Origin of the sequence: Rhodococcus sp. WB1 (genome assembly GCF_001700945.1) — a bacterium.
In the GTDB taxonomy this organism is placed as follows: domain Bacteria; phylum Actinomycetota; class Actinomycetes; order Mycobacteriales; family Mycobacteriaceae; genus Rhodococcus; species Rhodococcus aetherivorans.
On the sequence record NZ_CP015529.1, the window covers coordinates 2,960,922 to 2,984,818 of the forward strand.

Consider the following 23,897-nt stretch of genomic DNA (forward strand, 5'->3'; position numbering starts at 1 on the left):
ACCGGGCTGGCACGATGGTGCGGTGCCGACGCCCGCATCCTCACCACCCGTGTCCCGACGCACCGTGCTGCGCTGGTCCGGCGCCGCGCTCGGCGGCGTCGGTGCGCTCGCCGTCGCCGGGTGCGGCGCCGGCACGGACGACGGCGCCGGGGAGGTCGATCCCCTGATCGCCCAGGCCGAGCGGGCGCGCGTCGACGCCGCGACCGCCGGTCTGCTCGTCGCGCTGCTCCCCGACCGGGCGGGCGCCCTGAATGCCGTCGGCGCCGAGCGCACGACCCACGCCCAGGTCCTCGACGCCGAGGTGGCCCGGCTCGCCGGGGCCGACCCGGCGTCGACCACCACGGCGTCGACCACCACGACGACGACCGTGGCCCCGGCCGCGGATCCACCCACCCTCGACCTGCTGCGCGAGCGACTGAACGGCTCCCAGCGGGCCGCCGCGGACCTGGCCCGCACCCTGCAGGGCTACCGGGCGGGCATGCTCGCCTCGATCAGCGCCGCGTGCGCCGTGCACAAGGGGGTGCTGCTGCCGTGAGTTCACAGTCGCTGGGCGTCGAGCAGCAGGCCCTCGTGGACGCGTTGAACGCCGAGTACGCCGCGGTGTTCGGCTACGGCATCGTCGCCGCGTTCTCCAATCCCGCCCGCGCGGCCGAGGTGTCGGCGGACACCGCCGCCCACCGGGCCCGGCGCGACGCCACCACGGACGCGCTGCGGGCCGCCGCCGTCACCCCGCCCACCGCGGCCGCCGGGTACACGACGCCCTTCCCGGTGACCGACGCGGTTTCCGCCGCACAGTTGGCGGTGCAGATCGAGACCGATGTCGCGGTGGCGTGGCGCTCCGTCGTCGAGCGGGCACGCAGCGAGCACACCCGCGGGGCGGCGATCGAGGCGCTCACCGAGTCCGCGATGCGGGCGGCCCGGTGGCGCGCGAACCTCGGGGTCGTCCCGCCGTCCGTCGCGCTGCCCGGGCAGCCCTGACCTCGACCGGGACGCCGCGGCATCCGCTCGCGCCGACCGCCGCGGGCGAAATGCTCAGTCGGTCACGACCGCTATCGCGAAGCCGTCCCAGCCCTTTGCGCCGACGGTCTGCAGCGCGGTCGCGTCGAGCCGGGGGTCGGTGGCCATGAGTTCCAGCACCTCTCGGGCGCCGCGCACCCGCTCGTCGTCGAGATCGGCGTTGGTGACCGAACCGCCGCGGATCACGTTGTCGACGACGATGACGGTGCCGGGGCGGCCGAGCCGCAGCGCCCACCGCACGTAGTGCGGGTTGTTCTCCTTGTCCGCATCGACGAACACCAGGTCGAACGGGGCCCCGCCCTCGAGGGACGGCAGGGTGTCGAGGGCGGCGCCCACCCGGATGTCGACCCGCTCCCCCACGCCGGCGCGATCGAGGTTGGCGCGCGCGACCTCGGCGTGCCGGGGCTCGTACTCGAGGGTGACCACGCGCCCGTCGTCGCCGACGGCCCGCGCGAGCCAGATGGTGGAGTACCCGCCGAGCGTGCCGATCTCGAGGATGCGCCGCGCACCGCGGATCCGCGCCAGCAGATGCAGGAACTTGCCCTGCACGGGTGCGACGTCGATCGGCGGCAGGCCCGCCGCGGCGTTCGCCGCGAGCGCGTCCTCGAGCTGAGGGTCGGCCCCGATCAGGGTGTCGGTCAGGTAGGCGTCGGTGCGCTCCCAGTCGTCCATGGCATCAGTGTGGTGCCCCGGTGGCCCGCACGCGATCCCGAGGGCCAACGGGGGTGCTACTACGCGCCGAGGATCTCCTTCAGGGCCGCATCGGCCGGCACCTCGCGGGACTCGCCGCTGAACCGGTCGCGCAGCTCGACCTTGCCGTCGGCCCAGCCGCGGCCGACGACGACGACCAGCGGCACGCCGAGCAGCTCGGAGTCCTTGAACTTCACGCCGGGCGAGGCCTTGCGATCGTCGAGCAGCACCTCGACGCCCGCCTTGTCGAGCTCGGCGGCCAGATTCTCGGCACCCTCCCGGGCCGCCTCGTCCTTGTTCGCGATCACCAGGTGCACCCCGAACGGGGCGACCTCGGCGGGCCACCGCAGGCCCTTGTCGTCGTGCTGCTGCTCGGCGATCACGGCGACGAGCCGGGAGACACCGACGCCGTAGGAACCCATGGTCGGGCGCACCGGCTTGCCGTTCTCGCCGAGCACGTCGACGGCGAAGGCGTCGGTGTACTTGCGGCCGAGCTGGAACACGTGGCCGATCTCGATGCCGCGCGCCGACACGAGCGGGCCCGCACCGTCCGGGGACGGGTCACCGTCGCGCACCTCGGCGGCCTCGATGGTCCCGTCCGGGGTGAAGTCGCGCCCGGCGACGAGTCCGACGACGTGCCTGCCGGGCTCGTCGGCGCCGGTGATCCACGACGTGCCGTTTCCGACACGCGGATCGACGAGGTAACGAACTCCGTTGTCGAGCAACGCTTTCGGACCGATATACCCCTTGACGAGGAACGGGTTGGCCGCGAAGTCGGCGTCCGTGAGCAGCTCGTACTCGGCCGGCTCGAGCGACGCGCCGAGCCGCTTGTCGTCGACCTCCCGGTCGCCGGGGATGCCGATGCCGAGCAGTTCCCACTCCCCGCCGGGTCGCCGCGTCTTGACGAGGATGTTCTTGAGGGTGTCGGCGGCGGTCACCGGGCGGTCGAGCGCACCGTTGGCCCACTCGACGAGAGTGTCGATGGTCGGGGTGTCCGGGGTGTCGTGCACCACCGCCTCGGGCAGCCCGTCGAACGGAACCGGCTCGGGGGCCAGGGTCTCGACGGCCTCGACGTTCGCGGCGTAGCCCGACTCGAGGCAGCGCACGTACGTGTCCTCGCCGGCGTCGCTCTCGGCGAGGAATTCCTCCGACGCGCTGCCGCCCATGGCGCCCGACGTCGCGGAGACGATCACGTACTTCACGCCGAGTCGGGCGAAGATCCGCTCGTAGGCGTCACGATGCGCCCGGTACGACTCGGCCAGGCCCTCGTCGGTGAGGTCGAAGCTGTAGGAGTCCTTCATCACGAACTCGCGGCCGCGGAGGATGCCGGCACGGGGACGTTCCTCGTCGCGGTACTTCGTCTGGATCTGGTACAGGGTGACCGGAAAATCCTTGTACGAGTTGTATTCACCCTTGACGGTGAGCGCGAACATCTCCTCGTGGGTGGGGCCGAGCAGGTAGTCGGCGCCCTTGCGGTCCTGGAGCCGGAACAACCCGTCGCCGTACTCGGTCCACCGGTTCGTGGTCTCGTAGGGGTCGCGCGGCAGCAGCGCCGGCAGCGAGATCTCCTGCCCACCGATCGCGTTCATCTCCTCGCGCACGACACGCTCGACCTGCCGCAGTACCCGCAGACCCAGCGGCAGCCACGAGTACACCCCCGGGGCGATGCGGCGGACGTAGCCGGCGCGCACGAGCAGCTTGTGGCTGGCGACCTCGGCGTCGGCCGGGTCGTCGCGGAGGGTGCGGAGAAACAGGTGCGACATGCGGGTGATCACGGGAGAGCAGCCTACCTGCCGCCCCGGAACCGACCTCGGTACGGTTACCGCTTGTGCTGGTGCTTCTGCCTCCCTCCGAAACCAAGTCCGACGGCGGCGACGGTGCGCCCCTCGACCTGGGCGAGCTGTCGATGCCGCAACTGACCGCGACCCGCGAGGAGCTGGTGCAGGCGCTCGTCGACCTGGCCGCGGATCCGGAGGCGTCGAGCCTCGCCCTGGGCCTGGGTCCCACGCAGGCGGACGAGATCGAACGCAACGCCAAGCTGTGGGTCTCGCCCACCCGGCCGGCTCTCGCGCGCTACACCGGGGTGCTGTTCGACGCCCTCGACGCCGGCTCGTTCACCCGGGCGCAGCGGGAGAAGGCCCACCGGCGACTCGCGATCGGATCGGCCCTGTTCGGCGCGGTGCGCGCGGGCGATCCCATCCCGGCCTATCGCCTGTCGGGCGGATCGAAGCTGCCCGGCGTCGGGACCCTCGCGTCGCTGTGGCGGCCGGAGCTGAGCGGCGCCCTGGCCGCCGAGGCCGCCGGGCAGCTCGTGGTGGACCTGCGGTCGGGGGTGTACCGGCAGCTCGGGCCCGTCCCCGGCGCGGTCACCGCGACCGTGCTCACCGAGCAGCCCGACGGGAGCCGCAAGGTGGTCAGTCACTTCAACAAGCACCACAAGGGCCTGCTGGCCCGCGCGCTCGTACTGACCCGCGCGGAGCCGGCCGACGTCGACGGTGCCGCCCGCGTCGCGGCCCGGGCGGGCCTGCGGGTCGAGGTGGCGTCAGCCACCGAACTGGTGATCCTGACCTGACTGCGGCACGCGCCGGGTGTCCTGCACCGCGGTGAGGAACCGGTGCGCCGGGTGCCAGAAGCTACCGAGCACGGCCGCCACCCGAGGATCGGCGGACCCGGCGGCCGATCGCTGCAGTTCGGCCAGCCGGTCGGCGCACTCGCCGCAGGCGTCGTCGAATCGGACGGGTTCGGCGAATCGGACGGGGTCGGCAGCGGTGTCCCCGATCCGGTCCACGAGCTCGGCCAGGGCTGTCAGGAGAGCAGGCACCGAGCAGCGCGCCGCGTCGTCCGCCCCGTCGAGAACGCCGTCCGACGCCGCCTCCGCCACGCGGGCGAGTTCGCGGAGCGCCGGCACGGCGTACCACAGCCGGTCGAGGACGTCGTCGGAGGCCGAGGCCTGATCCCGGACCCGGGCCGCGATCGGGCGCGGATTGAGCCGCACACTCTCTCGTGCCCACTGCGACGACTCCGCCGCGCGGTCCACCATCCGGTCGATCTCCCCCGTGCGACGCACCCAGCCCCCGGGCCCCGGACCCGCCTCGTGGCCCAGCCCGGCGGCCATGTCACACAGCAGGGATCGGGCCTCACGGGCGAGTACCCCGAGTTCGTCCCCGACCGGGTAGACCGGCGGGAACAGCGCCGCGGTCACCACGAGTCCGCACGCTGCCCCGATCGCCGTCTCGAGCAGCCGCTCCCCCAGCATCACGGGGCTGCCGGCGGCGCCCGTCGCGATCACCAGCAACGCGGTGATCGCCACCCAGATCCCGTTCGAACCGAACCGCCGCCAGCGGCCGACGAACCAGCCGACGAGCACCACGACGCCGATCGCCGCCGTCTGCCCCGGCACCAGCCATTCCGCCGTTGCCGCGAGCAGCACGCCGGCGACGACCGTTCCGATCTGCACCACCGCCTGCCGGAGGGACCGGAACACCGTGGTCTCGACGAGGAACACTGCGACGTAGGGGGCGAGGAAGGCCTGCGGCAGCGTCAGCCACTCGGCGGCGACGAGCCACGCGAGGACCGCCGCGAGGGCCGACTTCAGCGCCTGCGCGGCGACGTACCGCTCGTGCCCGCGCACGCGTACCGCGCGTGCGGTCCACGTCGCCGGGAACCGCATCCACTCGGTGATGGTCGACAACATGTCCGTCGGCTACCCCGCCGCTGGGGCCGGGCACACCTCGGCGGCAGGGCCGGTACGGGGCTACGCGCCCTGCGCCGCCTTCTCCGCCACCTGGGCCTGCGCCACCTGCTCGGGGGTGAAGCGGATGAACAGCGCCGCGGCACCCGCGATCACGGCGCACACCGCACAGCCGACGAGGGCGAAGAGGTAGCCCTCCCCCAGCGCGTAGAGCTGGCCGGGATCCATGTCGGCGACGGCGCCGGACGTGCCGCCCAGCGACAGGGTCCGCGACGTGGCCATCGCGCCGATCACGGCCAGGCCGATCGGGCCGCCGAGGGTCTGCGCCACCTGGGCGATCGCCGCGAGCGGGCCGATCTCGTGCGAGCCGACGCCGGCGATCGCGCACAGCGGCAGCGGCACCACGGCCAGGCCCACCCCGAACCCGACGACGAGCACCAGGACGAACAGCGTCGGCAGGTAGGCGACGGTGTGCGACATCGTCGAGCCGTACAGGAGGCTGACCGCCATGATCAGCGCCCCGGTGACGACCAGCCAGCGGGGCCGCACCCGCACCGCCAGCTTCGACGCGACCGCCGCGGCGGCGCCCAGGCCGAAGGCGAAGGGCACGAACGCCAGGCCGGCCTGCAGCGGCGAATAGCCGAGGATGTCCTGCACGAACAGGGCGACGAACGCGGCGAGGCTGAACATGACGGCACCGGCGAAGAAGATGGACACGAACGTCGCGACCCGGTCCGGGTTGCGGAACAGCACGAACGGCAGCAGCGGGTTCTCGGCGCGGCGCTCGACGACGAGGAACACCGCGAGCAGCGCGGTACCGGTGATCAGCGCGCCGACCACCGCAGGACTGGTCCACCCCATCTCCGGGCCCTCGGTGAGCCCGAAGACGAGACCGGTGCAGCCGAGTGTGGCGAGCACCGCGCCCGGCACGTCCAGCGGCAGCCGCTCGGCCGCGGTCTCGCGCAGCGCGACCACCGCCAGGCTCACGATCAGCATCCCGATCGGCACGTTGATCAGGAAGATCCAGCGCCAGGACACCTCGGTGAGGGCGCCGCCGATGATCAGCCCCGCGATCGATCCGACGCCCGTCATGGCCGCGAAGATGGCGATCGCCTGGTTGCGTGCCGGTCCGGGCGCGAAGGTGGTGGCGACCAGCGCCAGGGCCGTGGGCGAGGCCACGGCGGCGCCGACGCCCTGCAGCGCGCGGGCCGCGACGAGGGTGCCCTCGTTGACGGCGAGGCCGCACAGCAGCGACGCGACGGTGAACAGGCCGACGCCGGCGATGAACATGCGTTTGCGGCCGAAGGCGTCGCCGAGACGTCCGCCGAGGAGCATCAGCCCCCCGTAGCTCAGGGCGTACGACGTGAGCACCCAGTTGCGGCCCGCGTCACTCAGACCGAGGTCCTCCTGCAGCGGCGCCAGCGCGAGATTGGCGACCGTGCCGTCGAGCACGACCATCAACTGCAGACCGCTGAGGACGATGATCGCCAGGCCCAGCGCACGCGTGGTGACGGGGTAGCTCACGGGCGAGGAGGTTTCGGCCATGTGGATCAACGTTACCGAGCGCCCGGGGCGACCCCGGCCACCGGCCCGATGTCGAACCCGGCCACCGGCCCGATCACGATGATGGCCGGCGGGCGGATCTGCTCCTCCCGGACGCGGGCGGCGACGGTCTTCAGGTCGGCGCGCAGCACCCGCTGGGTGCGCAGCGTGCCCTCCTGGATCACGGTGACCGGGGTCTGCGCGGGCCGGCCGCCCTCGAGCAGGGCGGCGGCGAACTGCTCGATCCGCTCGACCGCCATCAGCAGCACGAGCGTGCCGCGCAGGCGGGCGAGCGCACCCCAGTCGGTGAGCGAATCCGGGTGGTCGGGCGCCACGTGGCCGCTGACCACGACGAACTCGTGAGTGACGCCGCGGTGGGTGACGGGGATCCCGGCCGCGGACGGCACCGAGATGGCGCTGGTGATGCCGGGGACGACGGTCACGGGCACTCCGGCGGCGACGCACGCCTCGAGTTCCTCGTAGCCGCGGCCGAACACGTACGGGTCGCCGCCCTTGAGCCGGACGACGAACTTTCCGGCCTTGGCGCCGTCGATCAGCGCCTGGTTGATGGCCTCCTGCGCCATCGCCCGGCCGTAGGGGATCTTGGCGGCGTCGATCACCTCGACGTGCGGGCCGAGCTCGGCGAGCAGTTCCGGCGGGGCCAGCCGGTCGGCGACGACGACGTCGGCGCGACCCAGCAGGCGCCGCCCGCGGACCGTGATCAGGTCGGGATCGCCCGGGCCGCCACCGACCAGCGCGACCCCGGGGCGGGCGGGCTCGGCGTCGGCGACGACGGCACCGGACTGCAGGGCCTCGCGGATCGCGGTGCGCACGGCCGCGGAGCGGCGGTGGTCGCCGCCGGCCAGCACACCGACGGTCATCCCGTCGTAGTGGGCGGTGGCCGGGGTGACGGCCGTGCCGCGGCGGGCGTTGTCGGCCCGGACGCAGAAGATGCGGTGACGTTCGGCCTCGGCGACGATCGCGGCGTTGGTGTCCGGTTCGTCGGTGCAGGCGATGGCGTACCAGGCGCCGTCGAGATCCCCGTCACGGTAGTCGCGCAGTTCCAGGGTGACCTGCCCGGCGGTGGCCATGCCCTCGACCGCGGGCGTCGCCGCACGGGTGATCACGTGCACGTGGGCACCGGCGGCCACGAGCAGACCGAGCCGTCGCTGTGCGACGGTACCGCCCCCGACCACCACTACTCGCCGGCCCCGCAAATTGAGCCCGACCAGGTAGTTGGTCTCGTCATCGGCAGCACTGGACACCGGCACTTCCCATCTTTCGGCACTGTGCAACGCGCATCACGCTGCGGGGAACGCACAAACACTACGGGCCGGGCCGATCGCGGCGCCATCCGCCGTACGAACATCGTGAGGGACGCCGCAGGCCCGGCACGCACGGCGTCCGAAGGACTCAGCCGACGAGGAGGGACTCGCGGACCTGCCGGCGGAGCACCTTCCCGATCAGGGACCGCGGCAGGTCGTCCACCACCACCACACGCCGCGGGACCTTGTAGGCGGCCAGGCGCGAACGGCAGTGCTCCCGCGCCGCCTCGGGGTCGAAGTCGTCGCCCGAGACCAGCACCGCCGCCACCACCTCCTCGCTGCCGTCAGGGGTCGGCAGACCGACCACGGCGGCGTCGACTACTCCCGGGAACAGCCGCAGCGCCGCTTCGACCTCGGACGGCATGACGTTGAAGCCACCGGTGATGATCAGTTCCTTGATCCGGTCCACGACCGTGACGAATCCGTCGCGGTCGACCTGGACGATGTCACCGGTCCGGAACCAGCCGCCGTCGAGCAGCGCCTCCGCCGTCTGTTCGGGCTTGTTCCAGTATCCGGAGAACACCTGCGGTCCGCGGATCAGCAGCTCTCCCCGCTGCCCGGGTTCGACGTCGCGCTCAGGGTCGGCCGGATCGACCACCCGGATCTCGGTGCTCGGGAAGGGAACTCCGACGGCACCGGGCCGGCGGGCGAGTCCGATGGGATTGCCGACCGCGACCGGCGACGTCTCGGTCAGCCCGTACCCCTCGACCAGCACGCCCCCGGTGACCGCCTCCCACAGTTCCAGTGTCTCCGTCGGCAAGGGCATCGCCCCGGAAATCGACCAGCGCGCCGACGTCAGATCCACCGACCGCTCCCGGGCCGCGCGGGCGAGGCGCTCGTAGATCGGCGGCACCGCGGGCATGAACGTGGGTGGGTGCTTCTTCGCGGCGGCGAGCACCAGATCCACGTCGAACTTGGGGAACAGCACCAGACGGGCGCCGATGCTCATCGCGAAGGTCACACACAGGGTGAGCCCGTAGGCGTGGAACATCGGCAGCACCGCGTAGACGACCTCTGCGCCGTCGACCAGCCCCGGCACCCAGGCGCGGCCCTGCGCGGCGTTGGCGCCGAGGTTCGAGTGCGTGAGCATCGCGCCCTTCGGGGTGCCGGTGGTGCCGCTCGTGTACTGGACGACCGCCAGATCGCCGACGGAGGGGCGCGGATGCTCCGGGTCGAGGGGTCCGTCGGCCAGCAACCGCTGCCACGGAATCGTTCCCGGCGCCGGCCCCGTCAGCGCGTCCCGCAACGTGCGCGCTCTCGGGACGGGGAGGGTGAGCGCGAGCCGCTTGGACCACGGCATCGAACGAGTGATGTTCACCGCCACGATGTGCTCGACGGCCGTGTCCCCGGCGATCCGCTGCAGCAGCGGACAGACCTTGTCCCAGGCGATCGCCACCGTGGCGCCGTGATCCGCGAACTGGTGGGCCATCTCCTCGCCGGTGTAGAGCGGATTGTGCTCGACCACCACGCCGCCGATCCGCAGGACCGCATAGAACGCGATCACGTGCTCCGGACAGTTCGGCAGGACGAGCGCCACCCGGTCGCCGGGGCGCACGCCGAGCCGTCGCAGCCCCTCCGCGGCACGGTGCACCCGGTCGCCGAGTTGCGAATAGGTCAGTTCCGCGCCGAAGAACTCGAGCGCCGGACGTGGCCCGAACCGAGCGACCGACGCCTCCAGCATGTCGACCAGCGAGTGCTCGGGGGGTGCGATGTCCGACGGCACCCCCTCGGCGTAGCTGTCGAGCCAGATCCGTTCCATACCGGTGCCCACAGCCCCGCCCCTCTCAGCGACTGGGATCAGGGTATCCCGCCGGGGCGCGGGCGCCACGGCGTTCCGGCGGACGGCGCGGCCCGCGAGGGCCGGACCCGGCCGAGACCCTCGCAGGCCGCATCGGAGGACGGGCGGTCAGACCGTCGCCGGCTCCGCCGGGGCGGTGGCCTCCACCGCGGAGGCGACATCGAGCTGCAGGGACTTGGTGCCCCAGCGCCAGACCTTGTCGAACAGCGCGGTATCGTCCGAGAGCTTGACCCCGAGGGACGGCACCATCTCCTTGAGGGTGTCCTGCCACGCCGTCCACCGGTCGGGGAAGCAGCGCTCGAGGACGTCGAGCATCGCCGGAACGGCGGTCGAGGCGCCGGGGGACGCGCCGAGCAGACCGGCGATCGTACCGTCGCCGGCATTGACCACAGCGGTGCCGAACTCGAGCACTCCACCCGCACCCTTGCGGCGGATCACCTGCACCCGCTGACCGGCGGTGATGAGCTCCCAGTCCGCCATGCGGGCCCGCGGCACGAACTCGCCGAGGGTGCCGATGCGGTCGCGCGGCGACTGCATCAGCTCACCGATCAGGTACTTGGTCAGACCCATCTCGGTAAGGCCGACGCCGATCATCGACAGCAGGTTGTTGGGCTTGACCGAGCCGGGCAGGTCGGTGAGCTTGCCGTTCTTGAGGAACTTCGGGGACCAGCCGGCGTACGGGCCGAACAGCAGGCCCTGCTTGCCGCCGATCACGCGGGTGTCGAGGTGCGGGACCGACATCGGCGGCGCACCCACGGCCGCCTTGCCGTACACCTTCGCGCTGTGCATGGCGATCAGCTCCGGGTTGGTGCAGCGCAGGAACTGGCCGGAGACGGGGAAACCGCCGAAGCCCTTGGCCTCCGCGATACCCGACTTCTGCAGCAGGTGCAGCGCTCCGCCGCCGGCACCGACGAACACGAACCGGGCATGCACCTTGCGGGCCTGGCCGGTGCGGCGGTTGCGGACCTTGACGATCCAGCTGCCGTCGGACTGCTTGTCCAGGTCGGTCACGTCGTGGCCGAAGTGCACGGTGCCGCCCGACGCGGCGACGTTGTTGAGCAGCTGCTTGGTGAGGGCACCGAAGTCGACGTCGGTGCCGTCCTGGGTCCAGTTCAGCGCGATGGGCTCGGAGAAGTCACGGCCCTGCGCCATCAGCGGCAACCGCTCGGAGAAGTACTCGGGGCTCTCCGAGTACTCCATGCCGGCGAAGAGCGGGTGCCCGGCCAGCGCGTCGTAGCGGGCACGCAGGTACTTCACGTTGTCGGCGCCGTGGACGAAGCTGACGTGCGGAACGGGATTGATGAAGTTCTTGGGATCGGTGAGGATGCCGTTGTCCACCGCGAACGCCCAGAACTGGCGCGAGACCTGGAACTGCTCGTTGACGTTGATCGCCTTGGTGATGTCCACGCCACCGCCCGGCTTGGCGGGCGTGTAGTTCAGCTCGCACAGCGCCGAGTGACCGGTGCCTGCGTTGTTCCAGGGATCGCTGCTCTCCGCCGCGGCGGCGTCGAGCCGCTCGAAGGCGGTGATGGACCAGTCGGGCTGCAGCCGGCGCAGGATTGCGCCGAGCGTCGCGCTCATGATGCCCGCACCCACGAGCACTACATCGGTCTTGGCCTCTACCACGTTCTCTGACACTGGAGGATCGACTTCCTTGTCTGTTCGCACGCGCCGTTGCGTTCCGCACTGCTCCGCGTGAGTGTCCCGTGCACGTCCGTGCTCGTCGGCCGGGTCTCGCTGCACTCGCGGATCCCGGCGACGTCGCGGCCGCGCCGACTGCGACGAACAGGTTACCCGCGCGTTGTCCGGCGTTTGTCTTCACCCAATTGTGCCCCCACGACAGGTCCGCGTAGTGACCAATACAGTGTGATCGTGACTACTTGGATGCCCGATATCCTCGGCGACGGATACGAGCAGCTCACGCTGCCTCTCGGCCCCGATCCGGACGGCGAGGGCGAGGTCACCGCCACCCTCGTCCGCTATCAGCCGTCCGTCTACCCCGGCGGCGAGTCCGCCCCGGACCGTGCCGTGATCTACGTGCACGGATTCACCGACTACTTCTTCCAGCAGCACCTCGCCGAGCACTTCGCGGCCCAGGGGTACCGCTTCTTCGCCCTGGACCTGCGCAAGTGCGGCCGCTCCCGGCAACCGGAGCAGACGCCGCACTTCGTCACCGACCTGACCTACTACGACGCCGAGCTCGAGGAGGCGCTGCGGGTCGTCCGCAGCGAGGTCGGCGGCGGCATCCTCCTCGTGGCGCATTCCACCGGCGGGCTGGTCCTGCCGCTGTGGCTCGACCGGCTGAACCGCCGGCCCGGCGGCACAGGCGGCGCCGGGATCCAGGGCCTGATCCTCAACAGCCCGTGGTTCGACCTGCAGGGGCCCTCGATCCTGCGCAGCCTCGGCACCGTCGCCGTCGACACCGTCGGCCGGGTCCGCAGCCGAGCCGTCATCCCGGGGCAGAGCCTGGACACCTACGGGATGAGCCTGCACAGGAACGCCAACGGCCAGTGGGAGTACGACCTGGACTGGAAGCCGCTGGCCGGGTTCCCCGTCACGTTCGGCTGGCTCCGCGCGGTCCGTCGCGGCCACGCGCGGCTGCACCGCGGCCTCGACGTCGGGGTCCCGTCGCTGATACTGCGGTCGAAGGACACGCGCTGGGCCCCGGCGTACGACCCCGCGGTGGACACCGCCGACGCGGTCCTCGACGTCAAGCAGATCGCCCGCTGGGCCGGGTGCCTGGGCGACCGCACGACGATCGTCCCGATCACCGGTGCCCGCCACGATGTGTTCCTCTCCACACCGGAGGTCCTCGAGGTGGCATTCCGGGAATTGGATCTGTGGCTGGACTGGTTGGACGGTCACAGCAGAACCCTGTGACCGTCCGCGCGAACCTGACTACGGGAGAACAGTGAGCCACTACGACCTGGCCATCATCGGCACCGGATCCGGAAACTCGATCGTCGACGAGCGATACGACGGCAAGAAGGTGGCCATCCTCGAGCAGGGCACCTTCGGCGGCACCTGCCTCAACGTCGGCTGCATCCCCACCAAGATGTACGTCTACGCGGCGGAGGTCGCGCAGACCGTGCGCAAGGCCGCGAAGTACGGGGTGGACGCGACGGTCGACGGGGTCCGGTGGAACGACATCGTCGACCGCGTGTTCGGCCGGATCGACCCGATCGCGGCAGGCGGAGAGCGCTACCGCACGGAGGACTGCGCGAACGTCACCGTCCACCGCGGGCACGCCCGGTTCGTCGGCGAGCGCACCCTCGACACCGGCACCGGGGAGATCATCACCGCCGACCAGGTCGTCGTCGCGGCGGGCGCGCGGCCCGTGATCCCGCAGGAGGTACTCGACGGCGGGGTGCGTTACTACACCAACGACGACATCATGCGGCTGCCGAAGTTGCCCGAGTCGCTCGTGATCCTCGGCTCCGGGTTCATCGCGATGGAGTTCGCCCACGTCTTCTCCGCCCTCGGCACCCGGGTGTCGGTGCTGGCCCGCACCGGTCGGCTGCTGCGGCACCTCGACCACGACCTCGCCGAGCACTTCACCGGTCTGGCCACCGACCGGTGGGACGTGCACCTGTCCAACCCCGCGACCGCCTTCCGCGCCGTCGGCGACGGCGTCGAGGTGGACCTGGCCGACGGCACCACCGTCAGCGGCGACGCGCTGCTCGTCGCGGTGGGACGCACGCCCAACGGGGACGCACTGGACGCCGCCGCCGGCGGGATCGCGCTGCACGAGGACGGCCGGATCGTCGTGGACGAGTTCCAGCGGACCACCGCGCGCGGGGTCTTCGCGCTCGGTGACGTCTCGTCGTCGCACCAGCTCAAGCACGTCGCGAACCACGAGGCCCGGGTCGTGCAGCACAACCTGCTCCACGACGCGTGGGGCGGGGACACCTCCGCGCTGCGCCGCTCGGACCACCGTTTCGTGCCGTCCGCGGTGTTCACCGACCCGCAGATCGCGACGGTCGGGCTGACCGAGGAGCAGGCCCGCGCCCAGGGCTACGACGTCGCGGTGAAGATCCAGTACTACGGCGACGTCGCCTACGGCTGGGCGATGGAGGACACCGAGGGCTTCTGCAAGGTGATCGCCGACCGCGCCACGGGCAAGCTGCTCGGCGCGCACATCCTGGGCGCCCAGGCGTCGTCGGTGATCCAGCCGCTGATCCAGGCGATGAGCTTCGGTCTCACCGCGCGGGAGACGGCCACCGGCCAGTACTGGATCCACCCGGCCCTGCCGGAACTGGTCGAGAACGCGCTGCTGGGTCTGTAGGCCGCGTGCGTCCTTCGGGCGGTTCCGGCCTCCCGAAGGACACACCGGCGGCGAAGCCGCCCGCTGCTACCAGCTGCCGGTGCGCAGGGCGATCGCGCTGGCCAGCTCCGCCGGCGCCTCGGCCGGGATGTTGCCCACCCCGCTCAGCTCGACGACGCGGAACTCCGACAGGACGTACCGCATCGAGGCGTCGGCCTCCGCGCGCCGCGCCGCGCTGCCCACGAGCACGGTGGTGGGCACCTCGGCGGGGGCGGCGTTCGCGTCCCGCACGACGCCCTCGGCGTCCGGCACCGCCGGATGGCCCCGGTCGGCGACGACGAGGCTGGCGAACCGGCCGAACCGGCCCGACGCGACGGCCCACGCCAGCTCCGCCCCGGCGCCGCTGCCGACGAGGTGCACCCACGGCAGCTTCAGGGCGTCGAGCAGGGCGTGCACGCCCGCGACGTCGAGACCCTCGATGGTCTCGGGCACGAACGTGCGTAGATCCGAATGGTGCAGCCGCTCGCACACCGCGTCGTAGACGTCGGCGGATTCCCCGGCGCCGGGCAGCAACAGCACCGCGTGCCGGCTCTCGGGGCCGTCGATGCGAACGGTGAAGGTGCCGGCCGGGATCGCCACGTCAGTCGGTTCCATGCCGAAGCACGGTACGCGACACGGCGCCGCCGCCGGCACCCGGCCGAGTCACGGCAGCGTGAGGATTTCCGCCCCGGTGTCGGTGACCACGATGGTGTGCTCGAACTGGGCGGTCCACTTGCGGTCCTTGGTGACCACGGTCCAGCCGTCGTCCCAGATCTCGTAGTCCACCGTGCCGAGGTTGATCATCGGCTCGATCGTGAACACCATTCCCGGTTCGAGCACGGTGTCGACGGACGGCTGGTCGTAGTGCAGGATCACCAGCCCGTTGTGGAACGTCTCGCCGATGCCGTGACCGGTGAAGTCGCGCACCACCCCGTACCCGAACCGGTTCGCGTAGGCCTCGATGACCCGGCCGACGACGTTGAGCGCCCGGCCCGGCTTGACGGCCTTGATCGCCCGCATCGTCGCCTCACGGGTCCGCTCGACCAGCAGGCGGTGCTCCTCGGAGACGTTCCCCGCCAGGAACGTGGCGTTGGTGTCGCCGTGCACTCCCCCGATGTAGGCGGTGACGTCGATGTTGACGATGTCCCCGTCCTCGATCACCGTCGAATCCGGAATGCCGTGGCAGATCACCTCGTTCAGCGACGTGCAGCACGACTTGGCGAAGCCCTTGTAGCCCAGCGTGGACGGGTACGCGCCGTGGTCGCACATGTACTCGTGGGCGATGCGGTCCAGCTCGTCGGTGGTCACGCCCGGCGAGACGGCCTTGCCCGCCTCTGCCAGTGCCTGCGCGGCGATGCGGCCGGCGACCCGCATCTTCTCGATGGTCTCCGGGGTCTGCACCCACGGCTCGTGACCTTCCTTCGCCGTCGGCTTCCACGCGTACTCCGGTCGCTCGATCCCGTTGGGGACGGCACGGACAGGCGAGACGGTTCCGGGGACGAGTGCGGTGCGAACAGGCATGCCCACCAGAATAGGCCCCGCGCAGCGGGGGGCGACGCGGCCCGGCGGCCGCACCGCCCCCACCCGGGGGCTCAGCCCTGGCGCAGGATGTAGCGCTGGATCTTGCCGCTGGGCGTCTTCGGCAGCTGGGGCACGAAGTGCACGGTCCGCGGGTAGGCGTGCGCCGCGAACTTGCGCTTGACCAGCTGCTGCAGCTCCGCCTCGAGCTCGTCGGTGCCGTCGACACCGTCGCGCAGCACCACGAACGCCTCGAGCACCTCACCGCGCAGCTGATCGGGCATGCCGACGACGGCGGCCTCGACGACGTGCTCGTGCATCACCAGCACGCTCTCGACGTCGAACGGGCCGATCCGGTAGCCCGCCATGATGATCACGTCGTCGTCGCGGGCCGAGAAGTAGAAGAAGCCGTCCTCGTCGACCTGCCCGGCGTCGCCGGTGAGGTACCAGCGGCCATCCTCCGTGAACCGCTGCGCGGTCTTCTCCGGGGCGTCCACGTAACCCGTGAACCACAGCAGGGGGCTGGCGTGGGTGTCGATCGCCACGCGCCCGGGCACGCCGGGGGCGGCGATCTCGTCGGAGTCGTCGGACAGCACGGCGCAGGACCAACCGGGCAGCGGCTTGCCCATCGACCCGGGCCGCACCTCCTCGCGCAGCCCGTCGGCCCACGCGTTGACGACGAACATGCCGTGCTCGGTCTGCCCGTAGTGGTCGCGCACCACCGCGCCGAGGGTCTGCTCCGACCACGCCACGACGTCGGGCGTGAGCGGCTCGCCGGCCGAGGACGCGCGGCGCAGCGAGATCGACTCCGGCACGGGCGCCGAGTCCGCTCGCAGGCTGCGGTAGACGGTGGGCGCGGCCGCGAAGTTGGTGACACCGAACTTCTCCATCACCTGCCAGGTGAGGGAGGCGGAGAACCCGGCATGCAGCAGCAGGCTGCGCACCCCGGCGGCCAGCGGCGCGAGCAGCGCGTAGTACAGCCCGTAGGCCCAGCCGGGATCGGCGGCGTTCCAGAACACGTCGTCCTCACGCACGTCGAGGCCGAAGTCCAGGTAGGCGTGGAACGACGCGAGCGCCCGTACCGGCACGGGCACGCCCTTCGGAGTGCCGGTGGTGCCGGAGGTGAACAGCTGCACGAGTCCGCCGTGCCCGCCGACGGCGACCGCGGCACCGCGCGGATCGTCCGCGTCGTGCGAGGCCACCAGGTCGGCGAAGCTCACTCCGATGCCGGCGGCACCGCCCTCGGTGTGACCTGCGACGACGATCTGCCAGGGCGCGTCGGCGGGGATGTCCTCGCCGGGCGCGAGCTTGCCCACCTGGTCGGCGTCCGAGACCACCACCTTCGCGCCGCTTGCCTGCAGCCGGAAACCGATCGCCGGGGGTGCGAACGCGGTGAACAGCGGCACGTGCACGGCACCGCGGCGCCAGATGCCGAGCAGCGCCACGACCAGGTCCGCGGACTTGCCCATCAGGGTGGCGACGTGGTCGCCCGGCTCGACGCCGAGGTCGGCCAGGGCCGCGGCGAAGCGGGAGGACTGCTCGCGCAGGTAACCGAAGGTCAGATCGGTCGCGCTCAGGTCCGCCTCGACCACCGTGAACGCGACGGCGTCCGCGGGATGCCCGTCGCACAGCAGCTGTGCGGCACACGCGTCGGCGGTGTCGTAGCGGTCCAGCAGTTCCCGCACTCGTGCCTCCTGCTCGGAATACGCACGCGCGGTGGTCTCGGTGGTCATCGAATCCGTCCTCTCGTGAAGCGCCCCGGGGTGAACGTCCCGAGGATCGATTCCTTTATGATCCAAGTCACAAGTACGTCCCGATACCCCCGGAAAGGGGTGACCGATGGCGCCGGCCGGCACCTCGCCTCTCCTTCGTCCCCGTGACAGCGACGCACTACGCGGCGAGCTCCGCCGCACCGCGGCGGAGGCACTGATTCCCGTCGTGTTCGCCGGGGAGGTCCGCGACGGAAACCTGCACCTGACCGAGTTCTTCGGCACCCGCACGAACGGCCTCGAGGGGGTCGTGGTGCCGCCGCGGGCGGGCCTGGGTGGCCTCGTGGTGGACCGGGCCCGGCCGGCGACGGTGCCCGACTACGGCCGGTCGTCGTCGATCACCCACCACTTCGACCGGCCCGTGCTCAGCGAGGGGCTGCGGTCGATCCTCGCGGTGCCGGTGATGGTGGGAGGGGCGGCCCGCGCCGTCCTCTACGGCGCGATCCGTGAGTGCTCACCGCTCGGCGATCGCGCGGTGGGGGCGTTCGTGCAGGCGGCGCGCCGGCTCAGCAGCGAGATCGCCATCCGGGACGAGGTGGACCGGCGGCTGGCGCTGCTCGGCTCCCTCGATCGGCCGTCCGAGAACCCGGTCGCGGCGGCCCAGATCCGGGACGTGCACGCGGAACTGCGCGGCCTCGCCCAGTCCGTGGAGGACGCCGGCCTGCAGCGCAAGCTGCGGGCGCTGTCGGACCGGCTGGCCGGGGCGCTCGGCGGCCCGGCCCCGCAACCGACCGACGTGGTGCTCTCGCCGCGCGAGACCGACGTGCTCGCGCACGTGGCACTGGGATGCACCAATGCCGAGATCGCCGACCGGCTGTCGGTCGGCCCGGAGACGGTCAAGAGCTACCTGCGCAGCGCGATGGGCAAGCTCGACGCCCACACCCGGCACGAGGCGGTGGTGTCCGCGCGGCGCCTGGGTCTGCTGCCCTGAGCGACCCGGCCGGTGGCTCGTCCGGGTGCCGGCCGGCAACCCCCGCCCGGGCCGGTCAGTACCCCTCCGGGAGGGCCGCGAACATGTCGCGGGTGACGGCGACGGCGTTGTCGGAGCTGCCGCCGCGCACGACGAGCGTGGCGAAGGCCAGGTCGCCGCGGTAGCCGACGAACCACGCGTGGGAGCCACCCTCGACCTCGGCCTCACCCGTCTTGCCGTAGACCTCGCCCTGGTCGCGGATGCGGTCGGCGGTGCCGCTGGTGATCACCAGCCGCATCATGCCGCGCAGGCCGTCGATCATCTCCGGGGTGACGGGCGGCCGGTCGCCGGTGACGGCGGTCTCGCGTCCCTGCAACAGGTAGGGCACGGGTGCGCTGCCGTGCGCGACGGTCGCGGCGGCCAGGGCCATCCCGAGCGGGCTGACGACGACCTTGCCCTGACCGAAGCCGTCCTCGGCGCGCTGGACCAGGTCCTCGGCCGGCGGCACCGACCCGGAGAACGTGGGCATGCCCACCACCTCGTACTCGGGTCCGATGCCGAACTGCGCGGCCGCGACGGTGAGGGCGTCGGGCGCCATCTCGGAGGCGAGTTTGGCGAACGAGGTGTTGCACGAGCGCGCGAACGCCGTCGCCATCGGCACGGTGCCGACCGAGAATTCGTTGTAGTTGGGGACGCTGCGCTCGCCGATCGTGATCCGTCCCGGGCAGGCCACCATGGTGCCGGGCGTGGCGAGACCGCTGGAGATGGCGGCGCCCGAGGTGATGATCTTGAAGGTGGAGCCGGGAGGGTACTGCCCCGCCAGCGCGACCGGTCCGTCGCGGTCGGCCGCCTCGTTCTGGGCGACGGCGAGGACCGCGCCGGTGGACGCCTCGATCACCACCATCATCGCCTGTTCCGCGCGGGCGTCGACGGCGGCCTGCGCCGCCACCTGGATGGGACGGTCCAGGCTGATGGAGAACGACGGCGCCGGCTCGGGCGGGGTCTCGGTGAGCACACCGGTGTCGACGCCGTTCTGGTTGACGGCGACCACGCTCCACCCGGCCTTGCCGTCCACCTCGTCGATCACGGTCTTCTTGATCTGGCCGACCAGATCGGGGGCGAAGCTGCGGTCGGTGGAGACGAGGTCGGCCTGCTCGGTGATCGTGACGCCGGGAATCGCCGCGAGGGTGCCGGCGACGCGTTCGTAGTCCTCCTCACGCAGCCGCACCACCGAGTGGGCGCCCTCGGCGGCGGTCGCGGTCTCGGCGATCGACTGCGCGGTCAGCGACGGGTCGAACTGTGTCAGCGCCGCCGACAACGCCCGCGCCGCACCCCGGACGTCGCCGGCCGCCGTGGCGTCGAAACCGACACCGTAGACGATGCCCGGAACGAGCACATCCGAGCCGGAATGCTCGTTGACGCGCGCGCGGGGGGCGGGATTGGTCCGCAGCTGCATCCGCTGCCGATCGCCGAGCTGGGGATGCAGGTTCGACCGGGTCCAGCGGACCACCCAGTCGTTCCCGCTGCGGCCCATGTTCATCTCGCCGGAGTACCGCCACACGCGCTCACCGGGCAGGCCCCATTCGTAGACGTAGGTGACCGTCGCAGTGTCCCCGTCGATCCGCACGCCGTCGGTGTCCACCGCCAGCGTCTCCGCCTGTAGTCCGGCCCACGTCTCCGCCAGCGCCTCCTCGGCCGGCTCGGGACGGTCGGTCAGGGCGGCGGCCGCGGCGAAGTCCCGGTCGGCGAAGTCGGTGAGGAACTCCTGTGCGGCGGGCTCGGGGCCGGCCGGCTTCGGGGTACACGCGACGACACCGCCGGCCAGCGCGACGGCGGCCACCAGGACCGCCCCGCGCCGCAGCAGTCGACGCGGTGCCGGGACGAGCGGGGCCGAGACGCGGGCGGATCGAGTTCTCATCGCCGTCATCGTAGGACCGGCGGCCACGCGGATCGGGGAGGCGACACGGGCCGGGCGGAGCGGCCCCTCAGTCCAGCAGCACGGTGCAGAACGTCGCGACCTGACGGAAACCGATGCGGGCGTAGGCCGCGCGGGCCCGGTGGTTGAAGCTGTTGACGTACAGGCTCGGCAGCCGGCCGCCGGCGGTGACGGCGGCGGCGACGGCCGCGGTGCCGGTCGAGCCGAGGCCGGCGTCGCGCCTGCCGGGATCCACCCACACGCCCTGGATCTGCCCCACCGACGAGGACTGGGAGCCGATCTCGGCCTTGAACACGACCCGGCCGTGCTCGAAGCGGGCCCACGCCCGTCCGGTGGCGATCAGGCTCTGCACCCGGCGGCGGTAGCCCGAGCCCCCGTCGCCCGCGCACGGGTCGACGCCGACCTCCTCACGGAACATCGCGATCGCGGCCGGCATGTAGGCGTCGATCTCCTCCGGCCGCACGCGGCGCACCAGCGGGTCGGGGACGACGCACGGTTCCCGGTCGAGTACCAGCAGCGGCTGCTCGGCCCGCACCTCGCGCGCGGGACCCCATTCCGGCTGGAGGACCTCCCACATCGGCAACGCGAGTTCGGCCCGGCCGACGAGCGACGAGCACAGGCGGGGGCCGCGGGCGGCGCGGTCCGCGAAGGCGTGCAGATCGTCGCGGTCGCCGAGCAGCGGAACGAGGTTCGCCCCCGAGAAGCACAACGAGTCGTCGGGCCCGCCCCGGCTCCACATGTCGCCGCCGACGGCGCGGGAATCGAGGCCGTACTCCTCGATCCGGCCGGCCACCATGCACGCCGCCACCGGATCGCGGGCCAGCACCCGCAACACGTGTGCGGTGTCACGGCCACCGAGAGACCGGACTCCCAGAAGCTTGAGCACGTCCCACCACCTGTCGACTGCGGATACGCAATCAGACTGCCAGAAGCCGGGGCCGCGCGGGAGTCCTGCGCCCGCCGAACCGGTTCAGCCGACGGAGACCACCGGGTTTCCGGTGCCGGCGTCACCCTCCATCTCCTCGGCGATGCGCATGGCCTCCTCGATCAGCGTCTCGACGATCTGGGCCTCGGGGACGGTCTTGACGACCTTGCCCTTGACGAAGATCTGGCCCTTGCCGTTGCCGGAGGCGACACCGAGGTCGGCTTCGCGGGCCTCACCGGGGCCGTTGACGACGCACCCCATGACCGCGACCCGCAGGGGCACCTCCATGCCCTCGAGGCCGGCGGTGACCTCGTTGGCCAGGGTGTACACGTCGACCTGCGCCCGGCCGCACGACGGGCACGAGACGATCTCGAGCTTGCGGGGCCGCAGGTTCAGCGACTGCAGGATCTGGGTGCCGACCTTGATCTCCTCGGCCGGCGGCGCCGACAGCGACACCCGGATGGTGTCGCCGATGCCCTCGCTCAGCAGCGCACCGAACGCGACGGCCGACTTGATCGTGCCCTGGAAGGCGGGCCCGGCCTCGGTCACGCCCAGGTGCAGCGGGTAGTCGCACTGCGCGGCGAGCTGGCGGTAGGCCTCGACCATCACGACCGGGTCGTTGTGCTTGACCGAGATCTTGATGTCGCCGAAGCCGTGCTCCTCGAACAGGCTCGCCTCCCACAGCGCGGACTCGACGAGCGCTTCCGGCGTGGCCTTGCCGTACTTGCTCAGGATGCGCGGATCCAGCGAGCCGGCATTGACGCCGATACGGATCGGGATGCCTGCCTCGCCGGCCGCCTTGGCGACCTCCTTGACGCGGCCGTCGAACTCCTTGATGTTGCCGGGGTTGACGCGCACGGCGGCGCACCCGGCATCGATGGCGGCGAAGATGTAGCGCGGCTGGAAGTGGATGTCCGCGATGACCGGGATCTGGCTCTTCTTCGCGATCGCGGCGAGCGCGTCGGCGTCCTCCTGCCGCGGGCATGCGACGCGGACGATGTCGCAGCCGGACGCGGTGAGCTCGGCGATCTGCTGCAACGTCGCGTTGATGTCGTGCGTCTTGGTGGTGCACATCGACTGCACCGACACCGGGTGGTCGCTGCCTACGCCGACGTCGCCGACCATCAGCTGACGGGTCTTGCGCCGGGGCGCAAGGACGGCGGGGACTTCGGGCATGCCCAAACCGACGGGGCTGGTCACGTTTCGCCTTCTTTCGTAGCTACGCGGCAATTCTAGCGATGCGGGTCAGAACAGCTGGATGGGGTTGACGATGTCCGCGGTGAGTGTCAACAGCATGAACGCGCCGCCGATGAGAACGAACACGTAGGTGACGGGCAGCAGCTTCGTGTAGTCGACCGGACCCCCGACCGGCAGCCCGCGCAGCCCCCGGATCCAGTTGCGGACCTTCTCGTACGCGACCACGGCGATGTGGCCGCCGTCGAGCGGCAGCAGCGGGAGCAGGTTGAACATGCCCAGGAAGAAGTTGAGCTGCGCGAGCAGCAGGACGAACATCTGCCAGATGCCCCGCTCGGCGACCTGCCCGCCGATGACGGACGCGCCGACGACGCTGATCGGGGTGTCGGGATCGCGTTCGCCGCCCGTCACCGACTCCCACAGCGCCCCCACCTTGCTCGGCAGGTCGGCGAGGGCCTGCGCGGTCAGGACGAACATGTCACCGGTGAACCGCAGCGTGCCACCCACCGCGGTGAACGCGGTGTACTCGGTGACGGACGGCGGTGCAGCGACGCCGATTGCGCTGACGGTCTCCGAGGTGATCTCGCCCGTCTCGGGATCCTGCACCCACCGCTGGGCGGACTCGACCGGCACCGGGATCGTCAGCGTGCGGTCGTCGCGTTCGACGACGAAATCCACCGTCCCGGTCGCGGCGCGGGTGGCCTCGACCAGGTCCCCGAACGTCGCTACCTCGGTGCCGCCGACGGAGACCACGACGTCCCCGACCTCGAGGCCCGCGGCCGCGGCGGGACCCGGCCCGCTGCACGGCGCCAGCTCGTAGCCCCCGGCCTCACCGGCCTGAGTCGGTGCGACGCACGAGAGCTCCCCGATCTCCGCCGGGGTCTCCCCCAGACGGGGCAGACCCCACGCCACGGCGAGCCCGAAGATCAGCACCATGCCGAGGACGAAGTTCATCGCGATGCCGCCGGACATCACCACGACGCGCTTCCACGCCTTCTGCTTGTACATGGCGCGCTCGTGCTCGTCGGGGGCCAGTTCGTCGAGCGCCGTCATGCCCGCGATGTCGCAGAAGCCGCCCGCAGGGATCGCCTTGAGGCCGTACTCGGTCTCGCCGCGACGGAACGAGTACAGCCGCGGCCCGAACCCGATGTAGTAGCGCCGCACCTTCATCCCGAGGCGCTGCGCGGTCCACATGTGCCCGGCCTCGTGCAGGGCGATGGATACGGCGATGCCGAGGGCGAACAGCACGACGCCCAGAACGAACATCATCGGTGGCCGG

20 protein-coding genes are annotated in these 23,897 nt (G+C 71.8%); 6 read left to right on the forward strand and 14 right to left on the reverse strand.

Features of this window, described 5'->3' with window-relative positions:
- Positions 1-22: 22 nt before the first annotated feature.
- On the forward strand, positions 23-535 hold the full coding sequence (locus tag A4U64_RS13080; RefSeq protein WP_065922638.1) for a conserved transmembrane alanine RICH protein: 513 nt from the start codon (positions 23-25) through the stop codon (positions 533-535).
- Positions 532-978, forward strand: a complete 447-nt coding sequence (locus A4U64_RS13085) for a ferritin-like domain-containing protein (RefSeq protein ID WP_006937411.1) — start codon at positions 532-534, stop codon at positions 976-978. The genes A4U64_RS13080 and A4U64_RS13085 overlap by 4 nt, the downstream gene beginning before the upstream one ends.
- Positions 979-1,032: 54 nt before the next feature.
- Here the strand turns inward: A4U64_RS13085 and A4U64_RS13090 are convergent, their stop codons facing one another.
- Together A4U64_RS13090 and A4U64_RS13095 are read right to left on the reverse strand one after the other, a co-directional pair.
- The gene (locus A4U64_RS13090; RefSeq protein WP_065922639.1) at positions 1,033-1,689 is read right to left on the reverse strand and encodes an O-methyltransferase; all 657 of its coding nucleotides are present in this window, start codon (positions 1,687-1,689) and stop codon (positions 1,033-1,035) included.
- 59 nt (positions 1,690-1,748) lie between these two features.
- Entirely contained in the window at positions 1,749-3,482 is a 1,734-nt protein-coding gene (locus A4U64_RS13095) for a proline--tRNA ligase (protein ID WP_006937413.1), read from the reverse strand.
- A gap of 53 nt (positions 3,483-3,535) precedes the next feature.
- Here A4U64_RS13095 and yaaA point away from each other — a divergent pair, with 53 nt between their 5' ends.
- Entirely contained in the window at positions 3,536-4,279 is a 744-nt protein-coding gene (gene yaaA / locus A4U64_RS13100; RefSeq protein WP_029543262.1) for a peroxide stress protein YaaA, read from the forward strand.
- Here yaaA and A4U64_RS13105 read toward each other — a convergent pair.
- From A4U64_RS13105 to mqo, 5 genes are all read right to left on the reverse strand, one after another.
- Positions 4,250-5,401, reverse strand: coding sequence for an FUSC family protein (locus A4U64_RS13105; protein ID WP_050035097.1), 1,152 nt, complete (start codon positions 5,399-5,401; stop codon positions 4,250-4,252). The two genes, yaaA and A4U64_RS13105, sit on opposite strands and share 30 nt — an antisense overlap.
- Positions 5,402-5,461: 60 nt before the next feature.
- The gene (locus A4U64_RS13110) at positions 5,462-6,943 is read right to left on the reverse strand and encodes an MFS transporter (RefSeq protein WP_050035096.1); all 1,482 of its coding nucleotides are present in this window, start codon (positions 6,941-6,943) and stop codon (positions 5,462-5,464) included.
- An 11-nt stretch (positions 6,944-6,954) separates the two neighbouring features.
- Positions 6,955-8,211 (reverse strand): uroporphyrinogen-III C-methyltransferase, encoded by a 1,257-nt coding sequence (cobA, locus tag A4U64_RS13115; protein WP_373566473.1) that lies wholly within the window; start codon positions 8,209-8,211, stop codon positions 6,955-6,957.
- Between the two features lie 142 nt (positions 8,212-8,353).
- Positions 8,354-10,036: a long-chain-fatty-acid--CoA ligase gene (locus A4U64_RS13120; protein ID WP_082120233.1), complete on the reverse strand. Its 1,683-nt coding sequence runs from the start codon at positions 10,034-10,036 to the stop codon at positions 8,354-8,356.
- 135 nt (positions 10,037-10,171) lie between these two features.
- Positions 10,172-11,644 (reverse strand): malate dehydrogenase (quinone), encoded by a 1,473-nt coding sequence (gene mqo, locus A4U64_RS13125; RefSeq protein ID WP_230304552.1) that lies wholly within the window; start codon positions 11,642-11,644, stop codon positions 10,172-10,174.
- A gap of 291 nt (positions 11,645-11,935) precedes the next feature.
- Between mqo and A4U64_RS13130 the strand changes: the two genes are divergently transcribed.
- On the forward strand, positions 11,936-12,943 hold the full coding sequence (locus A4U64_RS13130; RefSeq protein ID WP_029543255.1) for an alpha/beta hydrolase: 1,008 nt from the start codon (positions 11,936-11,938) through the stop codon (positions 12,941-12,943).
- Between the two features lie 31 nt (positions 12,944-12,974).
- Positions 12,975-14,348 carry a mycothione reductase gene (gene mtr, locus A4U64_RS13135; RefSeq protein ID WP_029543253.1) on the forward strand — a complete coding sequence of 458 codons (1,374 nt, stop codon included), beginning with the start codon at positions 12,975-12,977 and terminating at the stop codon, positions 14,346-14,348.
- Positions 14,349-14,414: 66 nt separating this feature from the next.
- On the opposite strand, the gene A4U64_RS13140 is transcribed toward mtr, so the two are convergent.
- From A4U64_RS13140 to A4U64_RS13150, 3 genes are all read right to left on the reverse strand, one after another.
- Positions 14,415-14,981: an alpha/beta fold hydrolase gene (locus A4U64_RS13140; RefSeq protein ID WP_029543250.1), complete on the reverse strand. Its 567-nt coding sequence runs from the start codon at positions 14,979-14,981 to the stop codon at positions 14,415-14,417.
- 48 nt (positions 14,982-15,029) lie between these two features.
- Positions 15,030-15,887, reverse strand: coding sequence for a type I methionyl aminopeptidase (map, locus tag A4U64_RS13145; RefSeq protein WP_065922640.1), 858 nt, complete (start codon positions 15,885-15,887; stop codon positions 15,030-15,032).
- Between the two features lie 71 nt (positions 15,888-15,958).
- Positions 15,959-17,617, reverse strand: a complete 1,659-nt coding sequence (locus A4U64_RS13150) for an AMP-binding protein (protein ID WP_065922641.1) — start codon at positions 17,615-17,617, stop codon at positions 15,959-15,961.
- A gap of 106 nt (positions 17,618-17,723) precedes the next feature.
- On the opposite strand from A4U64_RS13150, the gene A4U64_RS13155 reads away from it, so the two are divergent.
- Positions 17,724-18,584, forward strand: coding sequence for a helix-turn-helix transcriptional regulator (locus A4U64_RS13155; RefSeq protein ID WP_006937428.1), 861 nt, complete (start codon positions 17,724-17,726; stop codon positions 18,582-18,584).
- A gap of 55 nt (positions 18,585-18,639) precedes the next feature.
- Here the strand turns inward: A4U64_RS13155 and A4U64_RS13160 are convergent, their stop codons facing one another.
- The 4 genes from A4U64_RS13160 to A4U64_RS13175 form a co-directional block, all read right to left on the reverse strand.
- Positions 18,640-20,481, reverse strand: coding sequence for a penicillin-binding transpeptidase domain-containing protein (locus A4U64_RS13160; RefSeq protein WP_084648639.1), 1,842 nt, complete (start codon positions 20,479-20,481; stop codon positions 18,640-18,642).
- A gap of 67 nt (positions 20,482-20,548) precedes the next feature.
- Positions 20,549-21,385 carry a GNAT family N-acetyltransferase gene (locus tag A4U64_RS13165; RefSeq protein ID WP_006937430.1) on the reverse strand — a complete coding sequence of 279 codons (837 nt, stop codon included), beginning with the start codon at positions 21,383-21,385 and terminating at the stop codon, positions 20,549-20,551.
- 84 nt (positions 21,386-21,469) lie between these two features.
- Entirely contained in the window at positions 21,470-22,624 is a 1,155-nt protein-coding gene (gene ispG, locus A4U64_RS13170) for a flavodoxin-dependent (E)-4-hydroxy-3-methylbut-2-enyl-diphosphate synthase (protein ID WP_006937431.1), read from the reverse strand.
- Between the two features lie 45 nt (positions 22,625-22,669).
- Positions 22,670-23,887, reverse strand: a complete 1,218-nt coding sequence (locus A4U64_RS13175) for a M50 family metallopeptidase (protein ID WP_006937432.1) — start codon at positions 23,885-23,887, stop codon at positions 22,670-22,672.
- Positions 23,888-23,897: the final 10 nt, after the last annotated feature.

Bases quoted from the DNA above. Each gene is read 5' to 3' on its own strand.
- mqo (WP_230304552.1), bottom strand. From the start codon at position 11,644: ATGAGCGCGACGCTCGGCGCAATCCTGCGCCGGCTGCAGCCCGACTGG.
- A4U64_RS13105 (WP_050035097.1), bottom strand. From the start codon at position 5,401: ATGTTGTCGACCATCACCGAGTGGATGCGGTTCCCGGCGACGTGGACC.
- A4U64_RS13150 (WP_065922641.1), bottom strand. From the start codon at position 17,617: ATGACCACCGAGACCACCGCGCGTGCGTATTCCGAGCAGGAGGCACGA.
- A4U64_RS13090 (WP_065922639.1), bottom strand. From the start codon at position 1,689: ATGGACGACTGGGAGCGCACCGACGCCTACCTGACCGACACCCTGATC.
- A4U64_RS13140 (WP_029543250.1), bottom strand. From the start codon at position 14,981: ATGGAACCGACTGACGTGGCGATCCCGGCCGGCACCTTCACCGTTCGC.
- A4U64_RS13155 (WP_006937428.1), top strand. From the start codon at position 17,724: ATGGCGCCGGCCGGCACCTCGCCTCTCCTTCGTCCCCGTGACAGCGAC.
- A4U64_RS13160 (WP_084648639.1), bottom strand. From the start codon at position 20,481: ATGAGAACTCGATCCGCCCGCGTCTCGGCCCCGCTCGTCCCGGCACCG.
- map (WP_065922640.1), bottom strand. From the start codon at position 15,887: ATGCCTGTTCGCACCGCACTCGTCCCCGGAACCGTCTCGCCTGTCCGT.
- A4U64_RS13175 (WP_006937432.1), bottom strand. From the start codon at position 23,887: ATGATGTTCGTTCTGGGCGTCGTGCTGTTCGCCCTCGGCATCGCCGTA.
- A4U64_RS13110 (WP_050035096.1), bottom strand. From the start codon at position 6,943: ATGGCCGAAACCTCCTCGCCCGTGAGCTACCCCGTCACCACGCGTGCG.